This window comes from Pseudoalteromonas sp. TAE79, from assembly GCF_000498015.1.
GTDB lineage: Bacteria > Pseudomonadota > Gammaproteobacteria > Enterobacterales > Alteromonadaceae > Pseudoalteromonas.
The window spans coordinates 16,872-40,644 of sequence record NZ_AUTL01000073.1; the positions used below are offsets into that span (position 1 = coordinate 16,872).

At 38.7% G+C, this 23,773-nt stretch carries 27 protein-coding genes and 1 pseudogene; 21 read left to right on the forward strand and 7 right to left on the reverse strand.

The genetic code is table 11. The features are described from left to right. Positions 1-35 precede the first annotated feature (35 nt). The gene (locus tag L655_RS0102950; protein WP_050582180.1) at positions 36-1,541 is read right to left on the reverse strand and encodes a capsule assembly Wzi family protein; all 1,506 of its coding nucleotides are present in this window, start codon (positions 1,539-1,541) and stop codon (positions 36-38) included. A gap of 211 nt (positions 1,542-1,752) precedes the next feature. Between L655_RS0102950 and L655_RS0102955 the strand changes: the two genes are divergently transcribed. After that, positions 1,753-2,826 carry a hypothetical protein gene (locus tag L655_RS0102955; RefSeq protein ID WP_024604042.1) on the forward strand — a complete coding sequence of 358 codons (1,074 nt, stop codon included), beginning with the start codon at positions 1,753-1,755 and terminating at the stop codon, positions 2,824-2,826. Continuing rightward, positions 2,823-3,908: a glycosyltransferase gene (locus L655_RS0102960; protein ID WP_024604043.1), complete on the forward strand. Its 1,086-nt coding sequence runs from the start codon at positions 2,823-2,825 to the stop codon at positions 3,906-3,908. The genes L655_RS0102955 and L655_RS0102960 overlap by 4 nt, the downstream gene beginning before the upstream one ends. A 46-nt stretch (positions 3,909-3,954) precedes the next feature. Here L655_RS0102960 and L655_RS0102965 read toward each other — a convergent pair whose 3' ends face one another. Further along, complete coding sequence (locus tag L655_RS0102965; RefSeq protein ID WP_024604044.1) at positions 3,955-4,683, reverse strand: 3-deoxy-D-manno-octulosonic acid kinase; 729 nt, start codon at positions 4,681-4,683, stop codon at positions 3,955-3,957. A gap of 122 nt (positions 4,684-4,805) precedes the next feature. Between L655_RS0102965 and L655_RS0102970 the strand changes: the two genes are divergently transcribed. From L655_RS0102970 to glpG, 6 genes are all read left to right on the forward strand, one after another. Then, positions 4,806-5,864: a glycosyltransferase family 9 protein gene (locus tag L655_RS0102970; RefSeq protein ID WP_024604045.1), complete on the forward strand. Its 1,059-nt coding sequence runs from the start codon at positions 4,806-4,808 to the stop codon at positions 5,862-5,864. Next, positions 5,864-6,427, forward strand: coding sequence for a D-glycero-beta-D-manno-heptose 1,7-bisphosphate 7-phosphatase (gene gmhB, locus L655_RS0102975; RefSeq protein WP_024604046.1), 564 nt, complete (start codon positions 5,864-5,866; stop codon positions 6,425-6,427). Before L655_RS0102970 ends, gmhB begins: the two co-directional genes overlap by 1 nt. A 159-nt stretch (positions 6,428-6,586) precedes the next feature. Continuing rightward, complete coding sequence (locus L655_RS0102980; RefSeq protein WP_024604047.1) at positions 6,587-7,780, forward strand: glycine C-acetyltransferase; 1,194 nt, start codon at positions 6,587-6,589, stop codon at positions 7,778-7,780. Between the two features lie 50 nt (positions 7,781-7,830). Beyond that, the gene (tdh, locus tag L655_RS0102985) at positions 7,831-8,856 is read left to right on the forward strand and encodes an L-threonine 3-dehydrogenase (RefSeq protein WP_024595694.1); all 1,026 of its coding nucleotides are present in this window, start codon (positions 7,831-7,833) and stop codon (positions 8,854-8,856) included. A gap of 68 nt (positions 8,857-8,924) precedes the next feature. Beyond that, positions 8,925-9,242, forward strand: a complete 318-nt coding sequence (gene glpE, locus L655_RS0102990; RefSeq protein WP_010554397.1) for a thiosulfate sulfurtransferase GlpE — start codon at positions 8,925-8,927, stop codon at positions 9,240-9,242. Continuing rightward, positions 9,239-10,057, forward strand: a complete 819-nt coding sequence (glpG, locus tag L655_RS0102995) for a rhomboid family intramembrane serine protease GlpG (RefSeq protein WP_024604048.1) — start codon at positions 9,239-9,241, stop codon at positions 10,055-10,057. Before glpE ends, glpG begins: the two co-directional genes overlap by 4 nt. A gap of 10 nt (positions 10,058-10,067) precedes the next feature. Here glpG and L655_RS0103000 read toward each other — a convergent pair whose 3' ends face one another. After that, positions 10,068-10,466 carry a flagellar basal body-associated protein FliL gene (locus L655_RS0103000; protein ID WP_024604049.1) on the reverse strand — a complete coding sequence of 133 codons (399 nt, stop codon included), beginning with the start codon at positions 10,464-10,466 and terminating at the stop codon, positions 10,068-10,070. 168 nt (positions 10,467-10,634) lie between these two features. On the opposite strand from L655_RS0103000, the gene L655_RS0103005 reads away from it, so the two are divergent. Next, positions 10,635-11,186, forward strand: a complete 552-nt coding sequence (locus L655_RS0103005) for a chorismate lyase (RefSeq protein ID WP_024604050.1) — start codon at positions 10,635-10,637, stop codon at positions 11,184-11,186. After that, the gene (ubiA, locus tag L655_RS0103010) at positions 11,183-12,061 is read left to right on the forward strand and encodes a 4-hydroxybenzoate octaprenyltransferase (protein WP_024604051.1); all 879 of its coding nucleotides are present in this window, start codon (positions 11,183-11,185) and stop codon (positions 12,059-12,061) included. Before L655_RS0103005 ends, ubiA begins: the two co-directional genes overlap by 4 nt. A 38-nt stretch (positions 12,062-12,099) precedes the next feature. On the opposite strand, the pseudogene L655_RS01000000124965 reads toward ubiA, so the two are convergent. The 3 genes and pseudogenes from L655_RS01000000124965 to L655_RS0103025 all read right to left on the reverse strand — a co-directional run bounded on the left by L655_RS01000000124965 (position 12,100) and on the right by L655_RS0103025 (position 14,491). Then, positions 12,100-12,715 (reverse strand): annotated as a pseudogene (locus L655_RS01000000124965) (2OG-Fe(II) oxygenase). A 91-nt stretch (positions 12,716-12,806) separates the two neighbouring features. Beyond that, positions 12,807-13,691, reverse strand: a complete 885-nt coding sequence (locus L655_RS0103020; RefSeq protein ID WP_024604052.1) for a LysR family transcriptional regulator — start codon at positions 13,689-13,691, stop codon at positions 12,807-12,809. Positions 13,692-14,068: 377 nt separating this feature from the next. Continuing rightward, complete coding sequence (locus L655_RS0103025) at positions 14,069-14,491, reverse strand: DUF2721 domain-containing protein (RefSeq protein ID WP_002961042.1); 423 nt, start codon at positions 14,489-14,491, stop codon at positions 14,069-14,071. A gap of 75 nt (positions 14,492-14,566) precedes the next feature. Between L655_RS0103025 and L655_RS0103030 the strand changes: the two genes are divergently transcribed. The 3 genes from L655_RS0103030 to tsaD are packed head-to-tail and all read left to right on the forward strand — an operon-like array spanning position 14,567 to position 16,555. Continuing rightward, positions 14,567-14,920, forward strand: a complete 354-nt coding sequence (locus tag L655_RS0103030) for a DUF2007 domain-containing protein (RefSeq protein WP_024604053.1) — start codon at positions 14,567-14,569, stop codon at positions 14,918-14,920. Next, positions 14,913-15,503, forward strand: a complete 591-nt coding sequence (locus L655_RS0103035) for a YjaG family protein (RefSeq protein WP_002961040.1) — start codon at positions 14,913-14,915, stop codon at positions 15,501-15,503. The genes L655_RS0103030 and L655_RS0103035 overlap by 8 nt, the downstream gene beginning before the upstream one ends. Positions 15,504-15,541: 38 nt before the next feature. Continuing rightward, on the forward strand, positions 15,542-16,555 hold the full coding sequence (gene tsaD / locus L655_RS0103040; protein WP_024604054.1) for a tRNA (adenosine(37)-N6)-threonylcarbamoyltransferase complex transferase subunit TsaD: 1,014 nt from the start codon (positions 15,542-15,544) through the stop codon (positions 16,553-16,555). A gap of 11 nt (positions 16,556-16,566) precedes the next feature. Here the strand turns inward: tsaD and plsY are convergent, their stop codons facing one another. Further along, complete coding sequence (gene plsY, locus L655_RS0103045; RefSeq protein WP_024604055.1) at positions 16,567-17,178, reverse strand: glycerol-3-phosphate 1-O-acyltransferase PlsY; 612 nt, start codon at positions 17,176-17,178, stop codon at positions 16,567-16,569. Positions 17,179-17,408: 230 nt separating this feature from the next. On the opposite strand from plsY, the gene folB reads away from it, so the two are divergent. The 8 genes from folB (at position 17,409) to L655_RS0103085 (ending at position 23,581) form a co-directional block, all read left to right on the forward strand. Further along, positions 17,409-17,768, forward strand: a complete 360-nt coding sequence (gene folB, locus L655_RS0103050; protein WP_024604056.1) for a dihydroneopterin aldolase — start codon at positions 17,409-17,411, stop codon at positions 17,766-17,768. Beyond that, complete coding sequence (folK, locus tag L655_RS0103055; RefSeq protein WP_024604057.1) at positions 17,769-18,257, forward strand: 2-amino-4-hydroxy-6-hydroxymethyldihydropteridine diphosphokinase; 489 nt, start codon at positions 17,769-17,771, stop codon at positions 18,255-18,257. Next, positions 18,254-19,054 carry an undecaprenyl-diphosphate phosphatase gene (locus L655_RS0103060; RefSeq protein WP_024604058.1) on the forward strand — a complete coding sequence of 267 codons (801 nt, stop codon included), beginning with the start codon at positions 18,254-18,256 and terminating at the stop codon, positions 19,052-19,054. The genes folK and L655_RS0103060 overlap by 4 nt, the downstream gene beginning before the upstream one ends. Positions 19,055-19,229: 175 nt before the next feature. Then, entirely contained in the window at positions 19,230-20,585 is a 1,356-nt protein-coding gene (gene mpl, locus L655_RS0103065; protein ID WP_024604059.1) for a UDP-N-acetylmuramate:L-alanyl-gamma-D-glutamyl-meso-diaminopimelate ligase, read from the forward strand. A 1-nt stretch (position 20,586) separates the two neighbouring features. Continuing rightward, a complete protein-coding gene (locus tag L655_RS0103070) occupies positions 20,587-21,207 on the forward strand; it encodes a flavin prenyltransferase UbiX (protein ID WP_002961027.1) in 621 nt (206 codons plus the stop codon). Beyond that, the gene (locus L655_RS0103075) at positions 21,207-22,136 is read left to right on the forward strand and encodes an ABC transporter ATP-binding protein (protein ID WP_024604060.1); all 930 of its coding nucleotides are present in this window, start codon (positions 21,207-21,209) and stop codon (positions 22,134-22,136) included. The genes L655_RS0103070 and L655_RS0103075 overlap by 1 nt, the downstream gene beginning before the upstream one ends. Beyond that, complete coding sequence (locus L655_RS0103080) at positions 22,137-22,904, forward strand: ABC transporter permease (RefSeq protein ID WP_007584748.1); 768 nt, start codon at positions 22,137-22,139, stop codon at positions 22,902-22,904. Then, positions 22,904-23,581 (forward strand): SAM-dependent methyltransferase, encoded by a 678-nt coding sequence (locus L655_RS0103085; protein WP_024604061.1) that lies wholly within the window; start codon positions 22,904-22,906, stop codon positions 23,579-23,581. Before L655_RS0103080 ends, L655_RS0103085 begins: the two co-directional genes overlap by 1 nt. Positions 23,582-23,773: the final 192 nt, after the last annotated feature.

Genomic DNA, 23,773 nt, shown 5'->3' on the forward strand with positions numbered 1-23,773 from the left:
TAATTTTAATACGTTACTTTATTAAAAGTAACGTATTAAAAGTTGTATTCATATTTGGCAAATGCCGATGTATCATTATCTACGTCATCATTGTTTGATGCAAAAGCACCTAAAGTGACGCGGCCGCCCATAGAAAGCATTCTGTAACGTACTTCTAGCTGTTTAGAGTTAAACCCTGTTTTAGTAATTGTATTTCCTAAGTCAGGATTGTTAGGATAACGATCGCGATTGTCACTATTATAATCAACACTGCGCAGTTTTACCTGCCAATCATTACCATTCGACAGCTGGCCTAATAAAGTTAAAACAACTGATTGGGCGTCGTTATCATAAGTTGAACCAATTGTACGGCCGTGGTAACGATAACCAGATTTGTAATCTGAGTGCTCATAGTAGCAATTTTCATTTGTAGACTCAGCTGAACATGAAACACTTGTATCTATATACTCTACATTTATTAATACGCTTTGATCGTATATTCGTTGTGTAGTTTGCACACCATACAAATAGGCTCTATCGGCTGGTTTAAACTGAGAACTAGCATCTTCGCCAATTGTACTGGCATATACAGCATAAGGTTGATTAAAAAGTGTATCTGACCAACGAACGTCAATACCCGCTAACTGATTACCAATTTTTGATTCTAACTGACTATCACAACTATCATTGCCATCAATACATGCTGTTTGCCCAGTGATAACATCAATAAAGTCTCCTGCAGATCCAGGTTGTCCGTCACCAGCCCATTGAGCAGACCAGCTCACGGCAATTTCTAATTGTTGTATTGGACGAATGTTTAATCTGCTGCTCCAAAGTAAAGTATCAGGAACAACACGCGTTGATTCAAGCTTTGCCATTTGTGCAGTAAAGCCCCATTGGCCGATCCAACTTAACCATGGTGTTTCAAAAGCGGTACTTTTTTCTCGAGTAACACTCAATGCAGGGAGTGGTTTTGCATTACCAGACATAATTAAGCTGTTATCAACACCTGGGCCCCAAAATTGTTCCACAGCACCCGCTCTAAAAATCCAGTTACCTAAGCGATATGCTAAGTAGCTGTCATCAAATGAGGTGTCGTTACAATCAGTTAAAGCTTGCTCATCAGTGGCTATATCATCAGTCGTTTTTCCATCAACTAAACATTTTTTACCGTCTTTTCTGTAATTTATAGCTACTTTAGCTGCAAAGTTATCGCCTAAATAAGCGTAAGCTGCTGAAAGCTCTGTTTCTTGTGTATTTGTTGCACCAAAGCTTGTTGCTATGATCGGATCTGTGGCTGCAAAAGCTGATAATTGAAGACTATGCGAGCTGCTATTTTCTGATTTATATCGATGCTTAACGCGAAGTAAAGCATCTTGCAAGCTTGGAGATAATTGCTCAAGCGGCATGCTTTGCACATCACTTATAAAACTTTTCCACATAAGCGGATAGGTAGTTACAGGAGCTAAAATAACACCTGCATCAGCTAATTGTTGAATATCAGCTCTAAGACCGTAATCATCGGGTTTTACCCATGGTTCAGCATTAACTGACGCGCTCATAGCGCAAAAAAGAGTAGAAAGTAGAAAAATTCTGTTTCGCAAAGTTCAGATCCTTGTGATTTAGATTGCGGCTAAGTTTATCAACCTAAGCTTGTTATTGCAGTAAATAATCAAATTTATAGAGCTAATTTAATATATTAAAATGTAACCTAGCTATCGTAATAAGTATCTGATTGGTATACTGGAGTTCAAATAGGAAATTGAGAATGTAATGAGCAACAAACGACTTTTATTTATTCCCGTATCATCACCAGAAGGCATTGGTGAATATATGCGCTCGTTGTTGTTGGCTCAAAGTTTAAAGGCAGAACTTACTGATTCTCTCGATATTCACTTCATACTAAACAAGCATACAAGCTACGCAAAAAAGTGTCCTTTTGAAGCCACATTGCTTGAACACTCAGCGACTAAAGAGCTTGATTCTGTTTGCGACTTTATAGAGCAATTTAAACCTGACGTCGTTGTTTTTGATTGTGCAGGACGTGCAGGGCATATGAAAGCGGCTAAAAAAGTAGGCGCTAAAGTTGTATTTATTTCTCAGCATGCAAAAAAACGCGCTAAGGGATTGAAGCTAAACAGGATTAATTTAATTGATACACATTGGGTTGTACAGCCTGATTATTGTATTGAGCCACTTACATGGGCTGAAAGTGCGAAGTTAGACATGTTTCCCTTGGCACACCCTCGTAATGTAGGCCCTTTTGTTCCATTTGCTTCTTGTGAGCAAAAACGTGATGTTTTAAATCGCTATAACTTAGTATCTGATGGCTATTTTATTGTTAATGCGGGTTCTGGCGGGCATATATTAAATAATCTTAATTGTGCTGAGGTTTACTTTAAAGCCGCGCTTAAAATTACTAAGCATACTGGTTTAAAAGCAGTTGTTGTGTTTGGTGCAAATTATAATAAAGCAATTCCTAAAAGTGATGAGGTTACTTGTTTATCAAGCCTGCAAGGAACCGAATTTTTGGCATTAATGAGCCAAGCTAAAGTCGCATTACTTAGTGGTGGAGATACTTTATTGCAAGCAATTGCAGTTCAAACCCCTGTTGTGGCATGTGCTATCTCAAAAGATCAAAATACACGTTTGGATCATTGCGTTAATGCAGGTGTTGTAATAAAAGCGAATCTTGATATTGATGAAATTACAACGAAAATAGCTCAAGTTATTACCGAGCCTTTTTATAGTGAATTTATTGGTAAGTATAAGCAACTCGATAGTACACATAGCTTCGACGTGATCACTACCGGTATAAAAAATATGCTTGTAGGAGATCGCTTATGAATATAGTGATTGTAATTGATTCACTAGTAGGTGGTGGTGCTGAAAAAGTAATGCTTACTTTGGCTGATAAAATGGCGAAACTACAGCACAATGTCACTATATTATCTCTTGCGAGCAACGCTGAGTATGACATTCCTGATATAGTTAAAGTTGACAGCCTTTTTCCTGATAGAGCATCTAAAGTAGATAGATTCTGGCAGCGAAAAAATAGTATTTTGCGATTAGAAGCGTGGTTTGAAAAAAAACAAAGCGAGATTGGCAATATTGACCTAGTGCTTTCTAACCTTGATAGAAGTAATAATTTACTTGCACGTAGTAATATCAAAAATGTTCACTTTGTTATTCATAACTCCGTCAATTCAGAACTTGCCCGTCAAAAAAAGTTAGGTCCATTTTCATATTTATACCTTAAAAAAAGTAAGCAAAACTTAAATGGTAAATCACTTATTTGCGTATCAAAGGGTGTTGAAAAAGAAATAACACAAGGGGATTTAATTAACCCAAGTGCAATCGCGACTATTTATAACCCGTTCGATTTTGAAAAAATAAACCAACAAGCAAATGAGAAAAATAACGACATCCCAAATGAGCCTTACTTAATTCATGTAGGAAGGCTCGCCAAACAAAAACGCCACGATATATTATTTGCAGCATTTGCAAAGCTTGATAAAAAATACAAGTTAGTCCTTTTATGTAATAAACCTGCAAAAGCGTTAAAGCTTGCACAGCAATATGGCATAGATAAACAGTTAGTAGTGCCTGGATTTCAACAAAACCCATACAACTGGATTAAGCATGCCAAAGCTTTAGTTTTGAGCTCTGATTTTGAAGGGCTGCCAACGGTATTAATTGAGGCTTTAGCGGTGGGTACTCCGGTAGTTAGCACTAATTGTACATTTGGACCAAGCGAGATATTAACAGGCGAGCTGAGTAAATATTTAGTACCCGTTCAACAAAGTGAGGCATTAGCCAATGCCGTTATGCAGGTGCTAGCAGATAAGCCAAATGTAGAAAACGCAGATATTCTAAAACAAGTACAGGCAGAGCAGGTTGCTCTGCAGTATTTAGCTTTGGCTAACTAAGTTAACTGATATTAGGTTAACTGATATTAGGTTAACTGATATTAGGTTAACTGATATTGGCGAGCGCTTTGAAGTAGTTGCTGTGCAGAGTTTGCCAGTCATTCACTTGCCAATTAAATACATCATTTCGACCTTGTTCTTTTAAAAATGAGCGCTCAAGGCGTGTTATATTACTTTGTTGCCACTGTGGGTTAGGCGTTCTTATTTCACCTCTGTCAAAGTCGATAATATACGCATCACCAATATCATTAAATAAAATGTTATTAATGTTTAAATCAGCGTGGTAAACGCCTTTTGAATGAAATAGCGCGATTGTTTTAGCAATGCGCTCCAACTCATCTTCAGTCAATGAACGTTCAATTAATATGTCGAGTACACTTTTAGCACCTGTAACGGCCTCGGTAATAATATCACCACGATAAATTAACCCGCTGCGGGTTACTTTAGCTGCAATAGGGGTGGGTACGTTTAAACCAAGCTCTATAAGCTTAGTCATTAAGCTAAACTCTTTATACACACGGGTTTTTTCAAGCCCTGGGTATAAATATTGATCGCTTAGCAATTTACCCACTAAACCACCGCGCCAATAATGCCTAAGTACGGCTGTTAATTTGTCTTGTTTAAAAAACCATGCTGTTGCTCTGCCTTTTTTAGCACCCACAATTTTATTTTGTTGTTGCCAATAATTTGTATCAAACCAATCGAGGGTAATTTGGCTTGTGTATTTAGGGTGGCTTAATACAGTGTGATTGCCTTGCATGTGTTGTTTAAACATAGCTCTGTGTAATTGCTAAATAATAGGCCTATATTAGCGCGTTTTAAAGCGCAGGATAAGTGCTTGCAATAGCGTGATTATAATTTAAGATCGGCTTTTGTATTAAATACCTAAGGGAATGTGTGACTCAAGCTCCTAATTATTCATCTATTTGTATATTAAGACTCTCTGCCATTGGTGACGTATGTCATGGTGTGAGTGCTGTACAAGCCATTCAAAAAGCACACCCGAATGCGAAAATCACCTGGGTAATTGGCAAAATAGAAGCCATGTTACTTGCTGACTTACAGGGTGTTGAGCTGGTGGTATTTGATAAAAAGCAAGGCAAAGCAGCGCTTAAAAGCTTAAAGCAACGCTTCAACAACCAAAAGTTTGATGTGCTTCTTAATATGCAAGTTGCATTAAGGGCTGGGTTTGTAGCGCGTTGTATTCCTGCAAAAGTAAAAATAGGGTTCGATAGGGCTCGTTCAAAAGAATTACATAGCTTATTTATTAATAAACGAATAGATCCACAAGCTCAGGCGCACGTTCTTGAAGGCTTTAAAGGTTTTGCAAAAGCCATTGGTGTTTCTGATTATAAACCGAGTTGGAACATGCCATATACCGAGCAAGACCAAGCGGTTGCAGATGAGTTACTAACACCAGAATACCTAACTAATAAACTATTAGTAATATCGCCCGCAGCTAGTAAAGCGCAGCGTAATTGGCTCGCTGATCGTTATGCCACATTGGCTGATTATGCAAGCGAGCAAGGCTTTAAGGTGGTATTGACGGGTGGTCCAACAGAGCTTGAAATTAACCTAGCAAATAGCATTATTGAGCACAGCAACACGCCTATTTTAAATTTAGTAGGTAAAACAAAACTCAAAGAGTTGTTGTGCGTGTTAAAGCGTGGCAGCTTAGTGCTTGCCCCCGACACGGGTCCTGCGCATATGGCAGTAACAGTTGGTACGCCGGTTATTGGTTTATATGCACATTCAAATCCAGCACGCACAGGTCCTTATTTATATCAAGACTACGTGGTAGAGGTTTATCATCAAAACTTGTTTAAGCAAACAGGTAAAACGGCTGAGCAAGTACCGTGGGGGACACGCGTAAAAGGCGATGATTTAATGAGCCAAATTACAGTTGATGATGTAAAAGCGATGTTTGACCATGTTGTACAAAAAGAGTCTTTGTAATGAATGCACAACAAAAAAATAAAGCGCTTTTTTTAGACCGAGATGGCGTGGTAAATGTTGATCATGGTTATGTGTATCAAAGCGATAAATTTGAATTTATTGACGGTGTTTTTAGTACTTGTAAAACATTTTATGATGCAGGCTATAAAATCATAATCGTCACTAATCAATCTGGAATTGGTCGAGGTTATTACACCGAAGCTGATTTTTTAGCACTGACCGAGTGGATGAAAGACCAGTTTAGTGCCCACAGCATTGCAGTTACCGATGTGTATTTTTGCCCGCATCACCCTAAAAAAGCGGGCCCTGAATATTTGAAAGAGTGCAGTTGCAGAAAGCCTGCGCCAGGTATGTTATTACAAGGCATACAAGAGCATAATATCGACCCTGCTTGCAGTATTATGGTGGGCGATAAACTCAGTGATATGCAGGCTGCGAAAAAAGCAGGGATCACTACCCGTGTTTTAGTGCGTTCAGGGCAAAGCTTTGACGAAAGCGCTAAGCAAGAAGCTGATTTAATTATCGATTCTATAAGTAGTTTACCTGCACTTTTAAACACATAAATAAACAGCCTGTAAACTGGCAGGAATTCCTTCCAACTTAGGGTGTTTGCGACGAACTGCAAACCGTGCATTTTACCCATTAAACTTTTACAATACCCCGCATAATAAACAGCCGTGAAAGTGCGGTTGTTTACCTGTTCAAATAGATGGAGAACCTAGATGAGAGCATCTGCTTTTTTTAGCCAGTTACAACAGCAAATTGAAGACGTAAAAACCGAAGGTTTGTATAAAAACGAACGTATTATTAAGTCCCAGCAGCAAGCTCAAATCGAAGTTGCATCAGGTAAAGTAATCAACTTTTGTGCTAATAACTACTTAGGTTTAGCTAATAGCCCAGAGTTAATTGAAGCGGCGCAAAATGGTTTAAATAATCATGGTTTTGGTGTGGCTTCAGTACGTTTTATTTGTGGCACGCAAGATATCCATAAAACACTAGAGCAAAAAATCAGTGCGTTTTTAGAAACAGAAGATACTATTTTATATTCTTCATGTTTTGACGCAAATACAGGTTTGTTCGAAACTATTTTAGGCGCAGAAGACGCTATTATTTCTGATTCATTAAATCATGCATCAATTATTGACGGTGTACGTTTATGTAAAGCTAAACGTTTTCGTTATGCAAATAACGACATGGCTGATCTTGAGAAGCAACTTATTGCAGCAGACGAAGCCGGTGCTAAAACTAAACTAATTGCTACCGATGGCGTGTTTTCTATGGACGGCGTTATTTGTAATTTAGAAGCTGTGTGCGACTTAGCCGATAAATATGATGCGCTTGTAATGGTAGATGACTCTCACGCAGTTGGCTTTGTTGGCGAAAACGGTAAGGGTACACCTGAGTACTGTAATGTATTAGACCGTGTAGATATTATCACCGGTACATTAGGTAAGGCGCTGGGCGGTGCTTCAGGTGGTTATACATCAGGTAAAAAAGAAATTGTTGAATGGTTACGTCAGCGTTCACGCCCATACTTGTTCTCAAACTCATTAGCGCCTTCAATTGCTACTGCATCAATTAAAGTACTTGAAATGCTTGAAAATGGCGGCGAGCTTCGCGCTAAACTTTGGTCAAATGCTAAATATTTCCGTGAGCAAATGGAAGCTGCTGGTTTTACGTGTGCAGGTAAAGATCATGCAATTATCCCCGTAATGCTAGGAGATGCCAAAGTAGCCTCGTTAATGGCTGATAAATTACTTGCTGAAGGCATTTACGTAACCGGTTTTTCATTCCCTGTAGTACCAAAAGGGCAAGCGCGTATTCGTACACAAATTTCAGCGGCACATAGTATTGAGCAACTCGATACAGCTATCGATGCATTTACCCGTATTGGTAAAGAAATGGGCGTTATTTAATTTTATTTTAAACCGAAGCCTCGCTTCGGTTTTTTAATTGAGTGTGGATTATGAAAGCATTATCAAAATTAAAAGCAGAACCGGGCATTTGGATGACAGATGCACCAAAGCCAGAAGTAGGTCATAACGACTTACTGATTAAAATTCGCAAAACAGCTATTTGTGGTACCGACGTACATATTTACAAGTGGGACGAATGGGCAAGTAAAACCATTCCAACGCCTATGGTTGTTGGCCATGAATATGTTGGTGAAGTCGTTGATATGGGCCAAGAAGTTCGTGGCTTTCAGGTTGGCGACCGCGTATCTGGCGAAGGGCATATTACGTGTGGGCATTGTCGAAATTGTCGTGCAGGGCGTGTACATTTATGCCGTAATACAACGGGTGTAGGTGTAAACCGTGAAGGTGCGTTTGCCGAATATTTAGTTATTCCTGCATTTAACGCATTTAAAATTCCAGATAATATTTCTGACGAACTCGCTTCTATTTTCGACCCATTTGGTAACGCAGTTCATACCGCACTATCGTTTGACTTAGTTGGCGAAGATGTACTTATCACTGGTGCAGGCCCAATTGGTATTATGGCAGCAGCTGTTGCAAAACATGTTGGTGCTCGCCACGTTGTAATTACCGACGTAAACGAATACCGCCTAGATTTAGCACGTAAAATGGGGGCTTCACGCGCTGTAAACGTTGCCAATGAAAAGCTTGAAGATGTAATGAAAGAGCTAGGTATGACAGAGGGTTTTGATATTGGCCTTGAAATGTCAGGTGTGCCAAGCGCGTTTAATTCAATGCTTAATAATATGAACCACGGCGGTAAAATTGCCATGCTGGGTATTCCACCATCTGATATGGCAGTTGACTGGAACCAAGTTATTTTTAAAGGTTTAGTGATTAAAGGTATTTACGGTCGCGAAATGTTCGAAACGTGGTACAAAATGGCAAGTTTGATTCAATCTGGCCTAGATTTAAACCCAATCATTACACATCAATATTCTGTGGATGACTTCCAAGCTGGCTTTGATATGATGATTTCAGGTCAGTCAGGTAAAGTAATTTTAAACTGGGATTAGTTCCTAACTAAATTACAAGAAGGGCGGCTTTAGCCGCCTTTTTTATACTATTAATTAAAGAGATTTCAATGGCATTTAAACATATTTCTATAGCGCAAACGTTAGAGCTTTTAGATAAAGAAGACGTGGTAATTGCAGATATTCGCGATCCTAATTCGTATCAAGCCGGTCGCATTCCAGGCTCAGAAGCACTTTCTAACGGTAATATCGCACAATTTATGATGGAAAAAGAATTCGATCAGCCAATTATTATTGTCTGCTACCACGGTATGAGCTCACAAGGCGCAGCTAGCTACTTAGTTGAGCAAGGTTTTGAAGACGTTTACAGTATGGATGGCGGCTTTACAGCTTGGGAAGCTGCTTACAGCGAGAAAGTAGAGCGATGATAGAGCTTGGCAGTTTAAATAACCCGCGTGCAGCACAGGGCTTTATAGACTATTTAAAAAGCCAAGGCCTAGATGCAAAGGTACACTCAGCAGATGGTAGTAATGTCGTCATTAGTGTGGCTGAGGAGGACTTTCATCAAGTTCAGCCTTTATGGGTTGAGTTTACACAAAATCCTAATCATGAAAAATACCAGCAAGCATCTTGGGATGTAGGCAGCACACAGTCGCCGCTTAAATATCAAGGGCAATCACTTAATCTTATGGCGCGATTTAAAGCGCTCAGCTGGTTAAATCAAACTGTAAGTATTGTAAGCGTTATAATTTATTTTGCTTTTTTACTAGGTGGTTTTGAGACCATTTACACCATGATGCAGTTTAAACCTACGCAGCCTTTAAGTTGGTTAACGCCCACCCTCGTACATTTTAGCGCGATGCATATAGTGTTTAATTTAATTTGGTGGATGTCGCTTGGTGACAATATCGAAAAACAATGCGGAAAACTAAGTTTAATAGGCTTGTTTTTAGTGACTGCACTTATTAGTAATTGGGCACAATATTTAATGGTTGGCCCGAATTTTGGCGGCCTAAGCGGTGTGGTGTATGGGTTACTAGGTTTTTGTTGGATTCATAGTTTTTTAAACCCTAATAAACCTGCGCTAGTTAGTACGGCTATTGTTGGTTTTATGTTGATTTGGCTGGTGCTAGGTTTTGCAGATGTATTATTTGTTGGCATGGCTAATTGGGCGCACTTAGGTGGATTAGTTAGCGGTATGGCTTTTGCCTATACCGCCAAAATATTTAACGCAAATCGTTAACCGTTAAATACTAATGATATAAATATTTAGTGAACAAGACTTCACGGATGATCTCTTGTCCTGTTTCTTCTTTTAACAGGCTTTTTAGTTTTTCGGCGCACTTTGCACGTATTTCTTCTCGACCAGTAAGTGATTTTATTTTCTCTTCTGGTTCTTTAGATAAAATCTCTACTAGGGCATCGCGCAGTAAAGGGGTGTGGTGCTCTACTATTGCAATATCTGAAGTGTCATTAAGCATTAAATCTATAGTTACGCGCACATAGCCCATTTTTTTACTTGATGGACCAATATAGTTAGTAATTATATCTGGCTCAAAACCAAAATAACCAACTGTGGATTCAGCTCGAGCTGTAAAGCTTATAACGCTTACAAAGAATGTAAAAAGACCTGCGTATACTATTTTTTTCATATTTAAAGCGTTTCTAAAAACCTGTTGTAAATAGTTTATACCCAATGGTGTGTAATAAACAGCGCCAAGCAGTTATTTATCTTAGTTATTTAAGGCAGTAAATCATCACTTTTTCAAATGCATTGGCAATGTTATTATTGCTCCGGTTTTTATTTAATTGGAGCAATTGTGACTACTTTCCCTATTTCTTTGTCTGCCAACTGGCAACATACTTCACAAGTAAGCGGCTTAACAGCGACTGAGCGTGATTGGCTATTTGAGCCTCATTCATTAACGGCTAAATTAAAAAGTCGATCGCAAAACTTCTCTGTAAAAGTACTTAGTGAGCAAACGTTTGATTTATCGATTGAGCAACAAAAATTACTTAGTTGCACAGCAGTATCGGCACTAAATAGAGAAGTGATTTTGTTATGTGATGATAAGCCAATGGTCTACGCACAAAGTTGGCTACCCGACAATAAACGACAAAAAAAATCGCATAATCCTCTGCTTAACATGGGAAATCGACCTCTTGGTGATGTTATTTTTCAAGACTCTCAATTAGTGCGTACTGATATAGAAATAGCATGTTTTAACAGCGAGCATTCATTGCAGCAGTTGGTGTCTCAATTAAATTTATCTAAACAAAACTTACTCGGTCGTCGAAGTGTGTTTTCGCTACGAGAATATAAATTTTTAGTGTGTGAAGTGTTTTTACCAGGAGCATATTTATACTCATGAAATTAGCCGCTTTAAAGCCAAAACATATTCCTTATTATATACAGTTAATGCGTATAGATAAGCCCATTGGTACCTTGTTATTACTTTGGCCAACATACTGGGCTTTATGGCTTGCTAATAGTGGGATGCCGAGCTTACTCAACCTTATTATATTCACGCTGGGCGTTGTTGTTATGCGTAGCGCAGGGTGTGTAATTAATGATTTTGCAGATAGAAAAATAGACGGCTCGGTAAAACGCACAGCTCAACGGCCGCTAGCTTCAGGGCAGGTGAGTAGTGGTGAAGCACTTAGTCTATTTTTACTACTCATAGTTATTGCGTTCATTTTAGTATTAATGCTTAGCGTTAATACTATTTTGCTTTCTTTTGGAGCTTTGGCTTTAGCCTTTTGTTACCCCTTTATGAAGCGCTATACACAGTTACCTCAAGTTGTTTTAGGGGCTGCATTTGGTTGGACTATTCCTATGGCGTATATGGCTTCAATTAATGCACTACCACAGCAGGCATGGTTATTATTTATAGCCAATATTTGCTGGACAGTGGCTTACGACACCATGTATGCGATGGTTGATAGGGACGACGATTTAAAAATAGGGGTAAAATCAACCGCTATTTTATTTGGTAAATACGACCGCCATATTATCTTTTTACTTAATGCTGTATTTATAGCGTTGGTTGCTTTTATTGGTATAAGCAATCATTTAAGTGTCGCGTTTGGCGTTGGTTTAAGTATTGCTGCGGGCCTATTGGCATACCAACAAACGCTTATTCATAAACGTGAAAGAGATGCCTGTTTTAAAGCGTTTTTAAATAATCATTACGTGGGTTTGGCTATCTTTATAGGGTTATTACTTTCATACCCAATAGCATTTTAAAAACCTCAATAAAGGCTGTTAAAATGCTCTATTAGGAGTTATCGGGGCGGATCAATAATGCCGCTAATAGAGGCGTTTTTTCTAAACCAGCCTGCAATAGAATAGCGATCNGGCGGGAAGTACTTCGTGGGCAAAGCGTTCGCTTTCAAACATTACTAATGTGCCAGCAGTTGGTTTAATTGTTATTTCTATCTCTTTACTTTTAGGTTTATAAATAACAAGTTCGCCACCTTGCTTAGGCGTATTTAAATAAAGTACCGTTGTAAATACTCGATTAGAGCGACCTTTAAATGCATCTAAGTGCTTTTTGTAAAAATCACCCTGTGTATATTTTGCATAATGGCATTCGTAATCAAATAACCCCATAAAAAAACTGCGATTTAACGTGGTCTTTATACTTTGCATTATTGCTTGATAGGTAAGCTGTGCTTGAGAGCTGCCGTCAAACCAATAGGTTTTATCAGTACGTACGGCTTTATCTATTTGTAAGTCATTTAATCGACCAATACCAGCAAGGCTAAAGTGAGGGTTTATACGGTGGCAGTCTGCAACTAAATCGTTAACTAAATCGGCAATAAGCGCGTTATGAATTACGGTATATCCTTGGCGTTCTATATCATCTAAATAGACATCAGGACCAAAAAGTGTGTTCATTCACATCAGCTGTTTAAAAAAGGTGCGACAGTGTAGCCGAAAAGCTATTAAAAGCTACTGTTTATTGTGCCGCACTTTTTGAAACATCAGATTAGCTAAATGCAGCACCCGCTTTTTTTATAAGCGATAGTAAATGCTCTACATGTTCAGTAATCGACGTCTGTTGGCTTGTTTGTACAACGAGTTGTTCGTGGTTTAAACCTTTATTTGTTTTAAGTTGTACTAATTCAGAATTCTCTGCGATTGCATTAGCATGTTCAATGCTTGCAATAGCAAAATGATCTGATTTAACTACACTTGCCATTACTTGCTCAATACTGCCCACTTTAATACTTGATGATTTATTTAAAGAATCAATCGCTTCATTAAGCATAGTTTGTACTTGTTTAGACTCAGAGAAACAGCCAAACATCGGGTAGCTATCAAGGTTTTGTTTACTTATATCGTTTTTATGGGCAAGAGGGTGGTTTTTTGAAACAAATAATACAAGCTGATCTGGTAAGTGAATGTCACTACCAATGCTGTTAATAGCTTGAGAGTATACGCTTATATCTATTTCACCCTGTTGGAGTTTGCGCGTTAGCTCTTGCTGATCTTGTAGCTGCATCTCAATTTTTATATGAGGGTATTGAGCTAAAAACTGTCCACAAGAAATAGGTACTATGCTGCTTGCCTTATTGGTATACCCAATAACGAGCTTTTCATTGGCATTACCGTTTACTGATTGAAAAATCCGCTTTTTCGTTAGCTCAAGTTCCGATAGGGTCGTTTTAGCATATTCTAGAAAAAGCTCGCCTTCTGGCGTTAATTTAACAGAGCGTGTTGAGCGTTTTACTAACTCATATCCCATTTCATCCTCAAGTGTTTGAATGCTGCGCGTTAGCGCTGAAGTACTAATTTGGGTTTGTTCAGCAGCTTGTCTAAAATGACGTAATATACTAAGTGCTACAAATTGCTCTAATTGTTCAAATCTCACTTTATAGTCCCTTTTTATAAGTAAGTCGCAGATACCACGGACATCAAATATATTAATTTTTATTCTAAAGTTTAGTAAAATTCTATATTGAAATACGTTTGTAAGTTCATACGTGTTTCCAGCAGGATACCCCCCTTTTAGTATTAATTAAAGAGAAAAGCGACCAAATAGTATTGCTTTTTAAATTCATAACTAGTTGTTTATTGTATTTTATCTATGTTTTTGCAATGGGCTAGCTAAGTAAACTTATTTGTAGTCAGTAAGTTAGTTAGTATATTTGGATTAAATTGTTCTAATTAATAAAAAAGTACGCCCCAAAAAGGGGCATTCATACAACATGATTGTGACAAATAATAGAGTGTTTTATTTATAATAAACTATTTTACAAAATTTCTATTTATTCGGCTACTTAGTGGTTTATTTTCAATGCTTTGTAGTTCTATCTCGATTGCATCACAGGAAATATGTATTTCAAATAAAGACGTTAATAACGATAAACTTAAGCAAGCTAAGCTAATGCCAAATAAAATAATTCCTGTGGCATTAAACTCAATAAATAATGCAAACATTGATAGTGTACACAGTAGAAAAGAGGCTACCCCGTACACTTGCATCGTTCTAATTAGCTTAATACGTTTACGTAAGTTAGTGATTTGAGCCACTACAACAGGCCGAATAGATTCACCTTCACGTGCATTTAGCTCCCTAATTAATTGCGCTAAAACTAAAAATCGGTTTGTATAGGCCAGTAATAGCAGCGATATGGCCGGGAAAAGTAAGCCAGGGGTTGTTAGTGTCATGTTTATTCCTTAAAAGTACAGCATGCTAATAATCTAGCGCAGGATATTGTTAACACAAAATAAATGAGGTGAATATTGCAAAATATTAATAATAACAATTCAACAGATAGCTCTTTTCAATGGGTTACAATTTATAAAGCTGAAAATACCTTGGAAGCAAATATCGTAAAAGGCTTAATACAAACTGCTGGAATAGAGTGTAAAATTAAAGGCGAGATGCTCCAAGGGGCGCTTGGAGAAATCCCATATGATCAGGCGCAAGTTAGTGTGCAGGTTTATGCGATAAAAGAGCGCCATGCGCGGCAAATATTGGTAAACTATCAACAAGTAAAACAATCCGCTCCAGATTGGGTATTCCCTAATTGTAATGAGCATAATGGATCAACATTTGATTTTTGTTGGTCGTGTGAGACGTTAAAGAATGACTAAAGCAAATAATTTTCAGCGTATTAGAGAGCTTAACTATTTACAAAAGGCCGTCTTAGCAAGTGCTTTAATAGAGCGAATGCTGCCAAATTACGGTTTATTTAGCGAAGCAACGGGGTTTGGTGATGAAACCTTATTACGTAATTCGCTTAATGTTTGTTGGGAAAAAATATTACTGCCTAAAAGTAAAATAGATCTCGAAAAACAAGTTGAAAAAATAGAGCCAAATGTTCCTGAACTTGCTGATTTTGATATGTTTGGTACTTATCCTGCTATTGATGCTGCAACGTCTTTACTTAGCTTAATGCATGGTTTAGTGGCGCAAGATGAGCAAGAGTTCATTAGTGTGAGCAAAATATCTCAAGCAACAGTGGCTCGCTTTATTGAATATCAAATGACGGTTGAAGGTGAGATTGCTGATAACACAGCAGTGAGAGAGCACCCATTAATGCAGTACGAAATTGAAGTATTAGGTGAGCTAATTGATTTTGTAGAAAATATGGGGCGTATTACCTCTGATAGCGTAAAGGCACTAAAAAAGTTTGCCCTTGAAGATGGCCAAACAAATATTGGTCTTACGTTATAAAAGTAGCAAAGTAGAATTTAAAAGGCAGGAGAAGTACAGTGCGAATTTTAGGCATTGAATCGTCATGTGATGAAACGGGTATTGCAATATATGATGACGAAAAAGGCTTGTTAGCTCATCAATTATACAGCCAAGTAAAAGTACACGCTGATTACGGCGGTGTAGTGCCGGAACTTGCATCGCGCGATCATGTTCGTAAAACATTACCACTTATAGATGCAGCTTTCGCACAAGCAGGTTGTGGCCCTGAAGATTTAGACGGTATTGCTTATACAGCAGGCCCAGGTCTAGTTGGTGCCTTATTGGTAGGTACGTCTATTGGTCGTTCATTAGCATACGGTTGGGATATACCTGCGGTAGCAGTACATCACATGGAAGGGCATTTACTTGCTCCGATGCTTGAGGAAAATACCCCTGAGTTTCCGTTTATTGCATTGCTTGTATCGGGCGGTCATACCATGATGGTTAAAGTAGCGGGTATTGGACAATACGAAGTACTAGGTGAGTCAGTTGATGATGCCGCAGGCGAGGCCTTTGATAAAACGGCTAAGTTACTTGGTCTTGATTACCCCGGTGGCCCGCGCTTAGCTAAAATGGCTGAACAAGGCGTAGCAAAGCGCTTTGTATTTCCTCGCCCTATGACCGACAAGCCAGGTCTTGATTTTAGTTTTAGTGGTTTAAAAACAGCGGCATCAATCTCGATTCGTGAAAATGACGACGACGATCAAACCAAAGCTGATATAGCGCATGCATTTCAAACTGCGGTTATTGATACCCTCGTTATTAAGTGTAAGCGTGCGCTTAAACAAACAGGTATTAAGCGTTTGGTTATCGCCGGTGGTGTGAGTGCAAATACACAGCTTCGACTGCAGCTCGAACGCGTAATGAAAGGTATGAAAGGCGAAGTGTTTTATCCGCGTACTGAATTTTGTACCGACAATGGTGCAATGATTGCTTATGCCGGAATGCAACGTTTAAAAGCAGGGCAATTTGCCACGCTTGATATGAAAACAAAACCTCGTTGGCCTATAGATAGCCTTGAGCCGATTTAATGACTCATATTTTAGATATTTTTGTTTTCATCGTTGGGTGCTTTTTTAGCACCCACTTTTGGTTCTTCCCCACTAAATAATCGAATAATATTAGTACGGTGACGAAATATAATTAACAGCGTGATAAAAGTAACGGGAAGAGTATAAAGTGGCTTTATTAGCCATGTATACAAGGGCGCTAAAGATACAGCTACAAGCGCCGCCAGTGATGAATAGCGTGTTATTGCCACTATAACTAACCAAGTACACACAAGTAAACCTGCCAATGATAAGCCAATAGGTAATAATGAGCCAAATGCCGTTGCTACGGCTTTACCGCCTTTGAAGCTAAAAAACAGTGGGTACATATGACCTAAACAAGCAGCTACTGCGACTAAACCAAGCTCTAAAGGTTCAACTTCTAAAAAATAAGCCCCCCATACCGGAATAGTGCCTTTTAAAATATCAAACACTAGAACCAAGCAAGCCGGAAATGCTCCGCCTAATCTATAAACATTTGTAGCTCCTGGGTTATTAGAACCACTATTACGAGGGTCTGGGAGTTTGAACAACCGCGACACTAAAATAGCCGACGAAATCGACCCAAGTAAATAAGCTAAAACAAACATTATAGTGGCTAACACGCGCTTCCTTATTTTTTAATTGCTATACCAATTGATAGTGCTTTTAGGCTATTATTGGCAGCAAAATTTATCGTAAAAATTATTAACAGGCTATTTAATAGCTAGTTTAGTTATTTTGCTATTGTAGAAGTTATTTTTACATATTTAAACACTGGCTAAACCATATACAGTATTAATTTTATTGATGCTTAGTATAGTTGCTTAGTAGTTTGTTGTTATTTGGAGTATCAATGGATAAGGTTTTTATATCTCAATTGCACGTCGACACTATTATTGGAGTGTACGACTTTGAAAAAGAAAGTAAACAGAGCCTTTATTTTGATATTGAAATGCTAAGCGATATTAAGCCTGCAGCTGAAAATGACGATATTAATTTAGCACTCGATTACTCAAAAGTAAGTGAGCGAGTTATTGAGCACTGCACTTTAAAACCTGTAGAGTTGCTAGAAACTTTAGTTGAACAATTAGCGCATATTATTTTAAGCGAGTTTAATACTCCACAAGTTACTATAAGAGTAAGTAAACCAGCAGCAGTAGCACAAGCGCAAACTGTAGGTGTTGAAATTACACGTGTTAAGGCAACTGACTAAATGGCTCAAATTTATATCAGCCTAGGGTCAAATATAAATAAAGCGCATTATATACAATGTGCATTAATTGCACTTAAGCAGCACTTTGAACATATTGTACACTCGTCTGTTTTTGAAAGTGAAGCAGTTGGGTTTGCTGGCAATAATTTTTATAATTCAGTCGTTGGCGCTACAACTGATATGTCGCTTGTTGATGTATGCGCTTTATTAAAACAAATAGAGCGTGATAATGGACGCACAGCGAACGATAAAAAATTTAGTCCACGAACGCTCGATTTAGATTTACTATTTTATGATGATGTAATTTGCGCTTCTCCAGCACAATTACCACGAGATGAAATAACTAAAAACGCATTTGTATTACAACCTCTTAGCGAGGTTGCCCCAGATTTCTATCATCCTGTAGCTAAACAAACGATTGCGCAGTTATGGAATGAATATAATAACCCTCAACAAAAGCTATGGAAGGTGGAGTTTTCTAACCCATGAGTATCATCGAAATAATTATTTTAGCCCTCATACAGGGATTTACTGAGTTTTTACCAATATCTAGTTCTGCGCACTTAATTCTCCCATCGCAAATTTTAGGCTGGGAAGATCAAGGGCTTGCGTTTGACGTGGCAGTACATGTTGGTACTTTAATTGCCGTTGTTATTTATTTTCGCAAAGAGGTCGTCGACATACTCAGTGCGTGGTTTAAATCCTTTGGAGCACAGGGTACTACTGATGATAGTAAGCTAGGTTGGTGGATAATTTTAGGCACTGTGCCTGCCGCTATTTTAGGCTTACTTTTAAAAGACTTTATAGAGTTGTACCTACGAAGCGCTTGGGTAATTGCTACTACCACAATTGTGTTTGGTTTATTGCTTTGGTACGCGGATGTAAAAGGTAAGCAAATTAAAACTATTTATCAGCTTAATTGGAAAACAGCACTTATTATTGGTTTTGCACAAGCTGTTGCAATGATCCCGGGAACTTCTCGCTCAGGTATCACGATGACTGCTGGTTTAATGCTTGGAATGAATAAGCAAAGCGCAGCGCGTTTTTCGTTCTTACTGGCAATTCCAATTATTTCTATGATGGGGCTTTATTATACTGCAGAGCTTGCTTTGGGTGACCATGTGGTTGATTGGAATACATTATTACTAGGTGTGGTGTTATCGTTCTTATCGGCTTATGCCTGTATATTTATGTTTTTAAAAGTAATAGAGCGAATGGGTATGTTGCCATTTGTGATATATCGTTTATTGCTCGGTATAGGTTTGATAGTATTTTTAATGATGTAGCAAATAATGACTAATGAAAAAGCCTTCTAATTAAGAAGGCTTTTTTATTATCAAGTGGTCATTTTGGCACGAGTGAAATGCTTACTCGCAATGGTAACTAAGCACGAATTTTGGCATTATAGCGCCATTAAACTTTGCATAGCTGTAAAGTGAGCATACGATTTAAGGAAAGTATATGCATATACATATTTTGGGTATTTGTGGCACGTTTATGGGTGGTATTGCAGCCATTGCTAAATCGTTGGGTCATAAAGTAACGGGTTCCGATCAAAACGTTTACCCACCAATGAGTACGCAACTTGAAGAGCTTGGCATTGAACTAACTCAAGGCTATGACGTATCTCAATTAGAGCCAAAGCCAGATATGGTCGTTATTGGTAATGCAATGAGCCGGGGTAACCCATGTGTTGAATATGTGCTTGATAAAGGTCTGCCTTATACATCTGGCCCTGAGTGGCTTAAGCATAACTTACTGCAAGATTCTTGGGTGCTTGCGGTTGCTGGTACGCATGGTAAAACAACCACAGCAAGTATGCTTGCGTGGGTATTAGAGTACGCAGGTTTAAAACCAGGGTTTTTAATTGGCGGCATAGTGCAAAATTTTGGTGTATCGGCAAAAGTGGGTGAAACGCCATTTTTTGTTATTGAAGCCGATGAATACGACACAGCTTTTTTTGATAAGCGCAGTAAGTTTGTACACTACCTCCCGCGTACACTTATCTTAAATAATCTTGAATTCGATCACGCTGATATTTTTGAAGATTTAAACGCAATAAAAAAACAATTTCATCACTTAATGCGTACATTACCTCAAAGCGGCAAGGTAATTTGGCCAAAGCAAGACGTAGCGCTTAATGACGTAATAGCACAAGGGCTTTGGAGCGAAAGCGAAACGCTAGGCGATGATTGGAGCTATGAATTAATAAAAGCCGATGGAAGTGAGTTTAATGTATTACTTAATGGCGAAAAGCAGGGCACTGTCTGTTGGCAAGCAATAGGCGAGCATAACGTTCAAAATGCGATTATGACTATCGCAGCAGCGCGCCATGTGGGTATAGCCATTGATCATAGTATTGATGCTTTAGGAGAGTTTATTAGCCCTAAAAGGCGTATGGAGCTAAAGGCGGATATAAATAATATTAAAGTGTATGACGACTTTGCGCATCACCCAACAGCAATTAAAACTACGCTTGCAGGATTGCGCGCAAAAGTAGGCGATGAAAAAATTATCGCTATTTTAGAGCCGCGCTCAAACACCATGAAAATGGGCGTACACCAACATACATTATTAGATTCATTACGTGATGCTGACAACGTACTCCTTTTTGAACCAGAGAATCTAAATTGGTCGCTAAAAGAGCAAGCAGATAAAGCAGGCATGCAGTGCTTTAACAGCACACAAACAATTATTGATACAGTGCTTGAAAATATTGAGCCTAATCAACATATTTTAATTATGAGCAATGGCGGTTTTAATGGCCTTCATCAACACCTTGTTGATGGCTTAGCTGATAAATACAGCGGAGAATAGTGTGCAATTTAAAGATAGAATTACGCTCGCATTTAGTGGTGCATCGGGTGCGCCTTATGGGCTTAGGTTACTTGAAGTATTACTAGAGCAGCAATTTCAGGTCTACGTTCTCATTTCAAGTGCAGCACGCGTGGTGCTTGATACAGAATCAAATATTAAGCTCTCTGGTAATGAAGATAAAGCCACAGAGCAGTTAAGTACGCTGTTTAATGCCAAACCTGAACAGCTAAAAGTATACGGTAAAGATAACTGGTTTAGCCCTGTGGCTTCGGGCTCTGCTGCTCCTAAAAAAATGGTAGTATGCCCATGTAGTGCCGGGTCGGTTTCTGCAATTGCAGTGGGGGCGTCTGATAATTTATTAGAGCGCGCCGCTGATGTGGTAATTAAAGAACGCGGACAGCTCATTTTAGTGCCTCGCGAAACACCATTTAACGAAATTCATTTAGAAAACATGCTTAAGTTATCTCGTCTAGGGGTAACAATTATGCCAGCCGCACCTGGTTTTTATCATAAGCCACAAAGTATCGAAGACTTAGTTGATTTTATGGTGGCGAGAATTTTAGATCATTTAAACATTGAGCATAACCTAACAAAACGTTGGGGTTATGGTGAGGGTAAGTAATGAATAAGCAAAATATTGCTTTAAATATAGAAGGCCTTACCAAGGTTTATAAAAATGGTGTTGAGGCAATTAAAGGCGTTGATTTACAAGTTGAAGAGGGCGATTTTTTCGCTTTGCTTGGTCCAAATGGAGCCGGTAAATCAACCACTATTGGTGTTATTTCGTCACTTGTTAATAAAACAAAAGGCAAAGTAGAAGTATTTGGCTGTGATATTGATACTGATTTAGAAGCTGCAAAAGCGCATTTAGGCTTAGTGCCGCAAGAATTTAACTTTAGCCAGTTTGAAACGCTTAGCCAAATACTGGTTAACCAAGCCGGTTATTATGGTGTGCCACGTGGCGAAGCCCATAAACGTGCTGATAAATACCTAGCACAGCTGGGTTTATTAGAGAAAAAAGACAAGCAAGCTCGTACGCTTTCAGGCGGAATGAAACGTCGATTAATGATTGCACGCGCCCTTATGCACGAACCTAAGTTGCTTATACTTGATGAGCCAACAGCGGGGGTAGACATAGAACTTCGTCGTTCAATGTGGGATTTTTTACGCCAAATAAATGAGCAAGGCGTTACTATTATTTTAACTACACACTACCTTGAAGAAGCAGAGTTACTGTGTAAAAACATCGCCATAATCGATAATGGCCGAATTGTTGAAAACACTACTATTAAAGCATTGCTTGCAAAACTTGATAAAGAAACCTTTATTTTAGACTTAAAAGTGCCAGCAAGCCCTGTCACGCTTGAAGGTTATAAGTTTACGATGACGGACGATCATACTGTTGAAGTGGAAGTCGCTAAATCTCAAGGGCTAAATGCTGTATTTAGTGCATTAACAGCTCAAGGTAATACTGTGTTGAGTATGCGAAATAAAGCAAACAGATTAGAAGAGTTATTTGTAGGATTACTAGAGCAAGGGCGGGGCGAATAAATGTTTAAATATGGTGTAGCCTTAAAGAGTTTATGGATTAAAGAGTGTATCCGTTTTTTACGTATTTGGGTGCAAACTTTAGTACCGCCAGCAATTACGATGAGCTTATATTTTGTTATTTTTGGTAACTTAATTGGTTCACGTATTGGTGATATGGGCGGCTTTAGTTATATGGAGTTTATTGTACCTGGCCTTATAATGATGTCGGTTATTACTAATTCCTATTCCAACGTAGCCTCTAGTTTTTACTCAACAAAGTTTCAAAAAAGCATTGAAGAGCTTTTAGTTGCACCTGTACCTAACTACATCATTGTTCTAGGTTATATGGGTGGCGGTATGACACGCGGTATTATGGTGGGCTTTATAGTGACCTGTGTGTCGTTATTATTTGTTGATATCCAAATTCATAATATTTTTGTAATTATGGCGACGGTTATTTTAACCTCAGCTGTGTTTGCTTTAGGTGGTTTAATTAATGCAATTTACGCAAATAGTTTTGACGATATAAGCATTATCCCCACCTTTATACTAACGCCATTAACTTACTTAGGCGGTGTATTTTATTCAATTACGTTGCTGCCTGAGTTTTGGCAGAATGTATCACAAATCAACCCTATAATTTATATGGTTAACGCATTTCGTTATGGCTTTTTAGGTGTGTCGGATGTTGATTTGAGCGTGGCTCTTGGGGTTATTTTAGTATTTATAACAGCGTTATTTACATTGGCGCTTACATTGATCAAAAAAGGTGTGGGGCTAAGACACTAATGAGTGATGCAAATTCACGTAGTATTGTATCTAATCAAGCGGGTATTCACGAAAAGCTTGATGAAATAGTAAATAAGCACTTAGATGCTGAATTTAAAAAGCCAATTGCAGCTCATACCCAAGCCGCATTTGACGAGGTTAATGCCAAAGTACAAGCCTTTAGTGGCCCGCTTATTTTAGATTCGTGTTGTGGCGTAGGTGAAAGCTCAGCTAACTTAGCTAAGCGCCATCCTGATGCACTTGTAATCGGTATTGATAAATCGTCGCACCGCTTAGATAAGCACGATGTTGAATATAAGCAAACCGACAGTGGTCAGTACATCTTAGTGCAAGCAGACTTAAATGACTTTTGGCGTTTAGCGGTTGCTGCTAATTGGCAACCTACGCACCATTATTTGTTGTATCCAAACCCGTGGCCTAAATCTAAGCATATTCGTAGGCGCTGGCATGGCGCAGCTATTTTTCCATTTATCGTTAAGTTAGGTGGAAAATTAGAAGTGCGCAGCAATTGGGATATTTACGTCAAGGAGTTTGCTCGGGCGCTTGAATTAACAGGCAACCCTTGCGATGTAACACTTTATGAGTCAAACGATGCAATTACGCCTTTTGAGCGTAAATACTGGGCCAGTGGCCAGCAAAGCCACCGACTCGTTATTAACTTACCTAGGGCGTGTTGACCTTTCGTGATTGATTTTGCAGCAGCATGTTTGGTTTTTAGGCAAGGCGGAGCCTATGTAGTGTGGTTATTCCCCATAAATAGGCGATAACGCAGCATAAAGACCAAACATGTGCTGCCCTTTGGGTTCTTTCTAGGGACGATTAACTCTTTGTTGCTCAGTTTTTACTTAGCCCACTAGGTTACAAACCTC

Bases quoted from the DNA above. Each gene is read 5' to 3' on its own strand.
- L655_RS0102950 (WP_050582180.1), bottom strand. From the start codon at position 1,541: ATGAGCGCGTCAGTTAATGCTGAACCATGGGTAAAACCCGATGATTAC.
- L655_RS0102955 (WP_024604042.1), top strand. From the start codon at position 1,753: ATGAGCAACAAACGACTTTTATTTATTCCCGTATCATCACCAGAAGGC.
- L655_RS0102960 (WP_024604043.1), top strand. From the start codon at position 2,823: ATGAATATAGTGATTGTAATTGATTCACTAGTAGGTGGTGGTGCTGAA.
- L655_RS0102965 (WP_024604044.1), bottom strand. From the start codon at position 4,683: ATGTTTAAACAACACATGCAAGGCAATCACACTGTATTAAGCCACCCT.
- gmhB (WP_024604046.1), top strand. From the start codon at position 5,864: ATGAATGCACAACAAAAAAATAAAGCGCTTTTTTTAGACCGAGATGGC.
- L655_RS0102980 (WP_024604047.1), top strand. From the start codon at position 6,587: ATGAGAGCATCTGCTTTTTTTAGCCAGTTACAACAGCAAATTGAAGAC.
- tdh (WP_024595694.1), top strand. From the start codon at position 7,831: ATGAAAGCATTATCAAAATTAAAAGCAGAACCGGGCATTTGGATGACA.
- glpE (WP_010554397.1), top strand. From the start codon at position 8,925: ATGGCATTTAAACATATTTCTATAGCGCAAACGTTAGAGCTTTTAGAT.
- glpG (WP_024604048.1), top strand. From the start codon at position 9,239: ATGATAGAGCTTGGCAGTTTAAATAACCCGCGTGCAGCACAGGGCTTT.
- L655_RS0103000 (WP_024604049.1), bottom strand. From the start codon at position 10,466: ATGAAAAAAATAGTATACGCAGGTCTTTTTACATTCTTTGTAAGCGTT.
- ubiA (WP_024604051.1), top strand. From the start codon at position 11,183: ATGAAATTAGCCGCTTTAAAGCCAAAACATATTCCTTATTATATACAG.
- L655_RS0103025 (WP_002961042.1), bottom strand. From the start codon at position 14,491: ATGACACTAACAACCCCTGGCTTACTTTTCCCGGCCATATCGCTGCTA.
- L655_RS0103035 (WP_002961040.1), top strand. From the start codon at position 14,913: ATGACTAAAGCAAATAATTTTCAGCGTATTAGAGAGCTTAACTATTTA.
- folB (WP_024604056.1), top strand. From the start codon at position 17,409: ATGGATAAGGTTTTTATATCTCAATTGCACGTCGACACTATTATTGGA.
- folK (WP_024604057.1), top strand. From the start codon at position 17,769: ATGGCTCAAATTTATATCAGCCTAGGGTCAAATATAAATAAAGCGCAT.
- L655_RS0103060 (WP_024604058.1), top strand. From the start codon at position 18,254: ATGAGTATCATCGAAATAATTATTTTAGCCCTCATACAGGGATTTACT.
- mpl (WP_024604059.1), top strand. From the start codon at position 19,230: ATGCATATACATATTTTGGGTATTTGTGGCACGTTTATGGGTGGTATT.
- L655_RS0103075 (WP_024604060.1), top strand. From the start codon at position 21,207: ATGAATAAGCAAAATATTGCTTTAAATATAGAAGGCCTTACCAAGGTT.
- L655_RS0103080 (WP_007584748.1), top strand. From the start codon at position 22,137: ATGTTTAAATATGGTGTAGCCTTAAAGAGTTTATGGATTAAAGAGTGT.
- L655_RS0103085 (WP_024604061.1), top strand. From the start codon at position 22,904: ATGAGTGATGCAAATTCACGTAGTATTGTATCTAATCAAGCGGGTATT.